We start from the raw sequence: 4,617 nt of genomic DNA on the forward strand, positions 1-4,617 counted from the left end.
GCCCGGTACATAGGTGTGCCGAATGAGGAACACGGAATTGGACGTGCGGTCGTGGATCAAGCCGCGCACCCCGAGCGTCATCGGCCGCCGCAGCACGAAATACAGATGAAACAGCCTTGCCCTGAGACCCGGCCAGCCGGCCTGGCGGAAAACTTGTTCCAGATCGGGCTGCGTCATCATCCACGAAACCGTGGGTGGAAAGCAGCGCGCGCGTCGCTTATGAAGAGGGGATGTTCAGGCTCGCGCATATTTCCGATATCCATCTGGGACCGCTTCCCGGTGTAACCTATCGCGATCTCGCCTCCAAGCGGGTGGTCGGTTACGTCAACTGGCAGCGCAATCGCCGCCGCCACATGCGCGATGCCGTCATCGACACGATCGTCGCCGATATCAAGGCGAGCGCACCGGATCACCTTGCTGTCACCGGTGATCTGGTCAATCTGGCGCTCGACGGCGAGATCGAGATGGGCAAGCACTGGCTGGAGACGCTGGGTTCTCCCGATGATGTGTCGGTTGTTCCAGGAAACCACGACGCCTATGTGCCTGGCGCCTTCGACAAGGCCTGCCGGTCGTGGACGGCATGGATGACCGGCGACGGCATCAATACGCCGATCGATCGCGACGCCTTTCCGTATCTGCGCGTGCGTCGCAACGTCGCGCTGATCGGTGTGACGACGGCGCGGGCCACGGCTCCGTTCATGGCCAACGGCTTCTTTCTGGAAGACCAGGCGGAAAGGCTGCGCGAAGTGCTCGATGCTACGGCCAAGCTCGGACTGTTCCGGGTGATCATGATCCACCATCCGCCAGTGCGCGGCGCCGTTTCGCAGCCCAAGCGGCTGTTCGGCATTGCCCGCTTCCACAAGGTCGTTCAGCGGCACGGGGCCGAGCTTGTGCTGCACGGCCATTCGCACGAGCCGACGCTGTTCTCCATCAAAGGGCGCGGCGCCAAAATTCCGGTGGTCGGCGTCGCCGCCGCAGGGCAGGCGCCAGGCGGCAGGCGTCCGGCGGCGCAATATAATCTGTTGGAGATCGATGGCGATAAGGACAATTGGCGGATCAGGCTGACGCGACGTGGCCTGACCGGCCCGGCCATCCCGCCTTCCGATCTGGAGATTCTCGAGCTTGGCGCGGACGCTATGGCCTAGAGCCTATTCCATCCCGATGGAATCGGGATGGGACTCTATCTTCTTGTTTGACCATGAGCTTTTCCGAAAACCGGATTCCACTATTGGCTACGCGGACCTTCGGTTCAGGGTCATGGTCTAAAAACCAGTCCCATCGCAACAAGGCGGTCCCAGAACAACACGATCGATACAGCCAGCCCGACCAGGGCGCCGGCGGCGATCAGGCCAAGACCGGAGAGAAACGCCGACCAACCCTTGCCGCGCCGCACGGATCGCAGTGGCGGCTCGGCTTCCGGGACCAAGGCACGTTTCAGGCTGGCGACAGCCTGCTCGACCCCGCCTTCCATCATTCGCTGGCGTTCGACGACGCGCTCCGCGACGTAGCGCGTCACCTGATCGGCAACCGGTTTCATCTCGGTTGATTCGGCGAGCACCATCCGGCCGATGCGTGTGTCCTTGAGGAAGCGATAGGTGCGGCGGTCGCGCCCCATGGCGACATGGCTGACGGCGTCGATCCATAGGCGCGGCTGCAGCCCGGACGAGACGGCGAAGTCGAAATTGTCCATGTCGGCGGGCACGTCTGCGAAGATGGGCGCGAGTTCGGCGGCAAGCAAATCGAGCCGCATGCGATGCGCCTCGCGCATGTCGACTACGACGTCGTCGCGGTCGGCGAAGGCGTTTTTCACGTCGCGTATGGCGTCGGACAGTTTTCGCGACTGATCGATCTGGGTGATATTCTCGCCTGCATCCTTCATCGGCGTTGCCTCGCGGGTTTGGTTAACACCGAATTAACACAGCCGTTGGCAAAATGCACTTGCGAGATCGATAAGCCGTTAAGCGGCTTACCAGACCAAAGCCAGCCCGAAGCCGCACATCAGTATTTGGCAGGCAGGGATCGATCCGCCGCGGCGGCGGATTTTGGACGACGCGGCCTGCTGCGGCGTTTCATGTTCCGGCGGACGATCTCGGCGATAAGACCGGGCGCTTCCTCGACCAGCATATGGCCGGCCTCCAACACGTGGTGCAGGTGGAAATGCGCCGGCAGACTATCGGCCTGTGTGAAGGGCAGCACCGCGTCATCTATCCCCCAAACCACCATCACCGGCATATCAAGTGTTTCGAGCCGTTCGCGCGAGATGACGCCCTGCCGATCACCCCTGGTCATAGAGGCCGCGATCTCGACCAGTTTCTGCAACTGGCCGAGACGCGCACGCATTTCGCCAAGCATATCCACGATGCGCTCCGAGGGCAGGCTTTGCGGTCCGGACATGGCGGCCAGGCAGGCGCGAATTTCACTCTTGCCGGCAGCGGCCGCGTAACGGCGCAACAGCGGCCCGTTGATCTCAGTCCCAAAACCGCCCGGCGCCAGGAGCGTCAGCGAGGCAATCCTTTCGGGCTCTGCCAATGCCATCAGCACTGCCGCCGCACCGCCCATCGAATGGCCGACGAGATGCACCCTCCTAATTCTGCGTGCGGCGAGGTCTGCAAGAACGGCCCGAGCGGCCGCCTTGGCCGGGCCACCACCCGGGAAATCGAGGGATAGCCCATGGCCCGGAAGATCATAGGCCAGCGTCCGTGAACCAAGTGCCAGTGTCGAAATCACCTCCTGCCAGTCGCCGTGACAACCGCCGAAGCCATGCAGGAAGACAACCGTCTTCGGGCCGGCGCCCCGTTCGGCAGCGTAAAGGGATGAAATCATGAATTTTATGGTTCTACTGCAAAATCAAACAGTACGCGAGGTTCCAGATTATGGCTCGACTGCGCCTTGTCCAAGCCGATGGCCAGTGAGTTCCCGCGATCAGCCGTGCGTTAGAAGCGCTAGCTGGCATTGCCGAGCCCGGCGGCACGCAAGGCCTCGACCAGCCGGTCGATCAGATCGGCGGGGTATCTCCGCTCGACAAAGGTTGCGCGCGGATCTGCAGCGAATTTCGGGAATTTGACAGTCATCTCGTCCGCGAGTTCGTGGGCCAGTTGATTGCGGCCGGCTGCCTTCGCGCCGATCAGCCGCGCAGCCAGATAGTGCGATTTCGTGGGCGTCGCTTGCAACGCATCACTGGCAAGCGCGGCCTTATTCATATCGCCCGCCATGAACTGCCCGACGAAAAGCCCGTAGTCCCACCAGGTCGGATGGGCGCTGGAAGTTTCGGCGGCGTGAGCTAGGATAGGTGTTCCCTCCCTATACCTGCCGGCAAAAATCAGCCCATAGGCGTAAGCTGCCGCCATGCTGAGGTCGTAAGGGTTGAGTTCGTAGGCCTTGTGCATCCAGCGGATCGATTCCTCCGAATTGCCGAGGCGGGAATTGAGATAGCCATAGGCACGGTGGGCATAGGGACTGGTCGGCCCCATCTGCACGGCGCGACGGGCAAGCGACATCGCCTGTTCGATCGTCGCGCCGGCCGGATAGGCGTAGTGATCTGTGGCCGCCTCGAGATGCAGGGTCGCGAGCTCCGAATAGACGAGTGACGATTTCGCATCCCGGTTGATCAGGTTTTCGAGACAGCGATAGGCAGCCTCATGGGTTTTGGCGCCCTGGTCGAGATAGTACTTGTCGTTGAGCAGCAGACATTCCGTCAGGCCGGTCTGAAGGCCGCTCTGTTCGATGTAGTTGTAGATCGTGCCAGAGGCGGGAGCGGCCGAACTCAAAATGCCGGCGACACTATCCTCGACGGTGGAGGGTGTGCTGTCGGCGGCAGTCAAGTTGCGTGACAGCAGGACCCGTCCGGTCGCCACGCTTTGAAGCTCCAGAGTGACATCGCCCGCCGTTGGTCCCGGCAAGACGTCGAATACGAAGCTGATTGCATCGGTGACCGGATCGGGCGGGCCGTCGGCGTCCCGACCGATGAAGTTGACCGTGTCGAAGCCGCTGAGGCCGGCGCGCAGCGATGCCGCGACGCGGGCAGCCTCGGCGCTGTTGGTTTTCACCGCAATGTAGACGAGCGGAAGGCTTTCAATCGGAGCCCATGGCGCAATGCTGCCGGTTGCCACCGCGTTTTCGATCGTCGAAGCGGCATCGCTTCCCGCCAGCAATGCGCCGCTTCCCTGGCGAAGGATCAGCACGCCCAGCATGGCGATGACCAGAGCGATCGCCAACCAGAAGAACTGGAGATGGCGCAGCAGCGACGGCGGCGGCTCGCGAACGACAGGGGACATCAACGATACGGCAGGTGCGGCCATGCGGGGCTCTTCGAGCGACCCCGACAAGGTGGCAGCCGCCTCGGTGTGTTCCTTCGGCGCCGGCTCGGCCGGCAGGCGGATCGCGTTGAGTTCATAGGATGGAACATAGCCGCCACGCGGAATGGCGATGCGGATCGGCTCGGCAACGCCCTCATTGGCGAAGTAATGCTGCAGAAGCTCGCGCAGCCTGCCCGCCTGCACCCGGACCACGGCGTCGGTCGACGGATCGAAATCGCCGTCCTTGCCGAAAACATCCATCGCGATGGAAAAGCCCTTGAGCTTGTCGGCTTCGCCTGCCTGCTCGCGCTCGACCAGATAG

The 4,617-nt window shown here is 62.5% G+C and carries 4 protein-coding genes and 1 pseudogene; 1 reads left to right on the plus strand and 4 read right to left on the minus strand.

The features are described from left to right. Nucleotides 1–177: pseudogene (locus EOA85_RS28310) on the minus strand (DNA mismatch repair protein MutT); the annotation flags it as partial. 53 nt (nt 178–230) lie between these two features. Here EOA85_RS28310 and EOA85_RS28315 point away from each other — a divergent pair. Continuing rightward, on the plus strand, nt 231–1,145 hold the full coding sequence (locus EOA85_RS28315; RefSeq protein WP_029349821.1) for a metallophosphoesterase: 915 nt from the start codon (nt 231–233) through the stop codon (nt 1,143–1,145). Nucleotides 1,146–1,255: 110 nt separating this feature from the next. On the opposite strand, the gene EOA85_RS28320 is transcribed toward EOA85_RS28315, so the two are convergent. The 3 genes from EOA85_RS28320 to EOA85_RS28330 form a co-directional block, all read right to left on the minus strand. After that, on the minus strand, nt 1,256–1,879 hold the full coding sequence (locus tag EOA85_RS28320; protein ID WP_127211963.1) for a hypothetical protein: 624 nt from the start codon (nt 1,877–1,879) through the stop codon (nt 1,256–1,258). A 119-nt stretch (nt 1,880–1,998) separates the two neighbouring features. Continuing rightward, nucleotides 1,999–2,823, minus strand: a complete 825-nt coding sequence (locus tag EOA85_RS28325; protein WP_127211964.1) for an alpha/beta fold hydrolase — start codon at nt 2,821–2,823, stop codon at nt 1,999–2,001. Nucleotides 2,824–2,942: 119 nt separating this feature from the next. Beyond that, a partial coding sequence (locus tag EOA85_RS28330) for a hypothetical protein (RefSeq protein ID WP_127211965.1) occupies nt 2,943–4,617 on the minus strand: 1,675 nt, incomplete at its 5' end.

The sequence above is a fragment of the Mesorhizobium sp. M5C.F.Ca.IN.020.29.1.1 genome (assembly GCF_003997375.1).
In the GTDB taxonomy this organism is placed as follows: domain Bacteria; phylum Pseudomonadota; class Alphaproteobacteria; order Rhizobiales; family Rhizobiaceae; genus Mesorhizobium; species Mesorhizobium wenxiniae.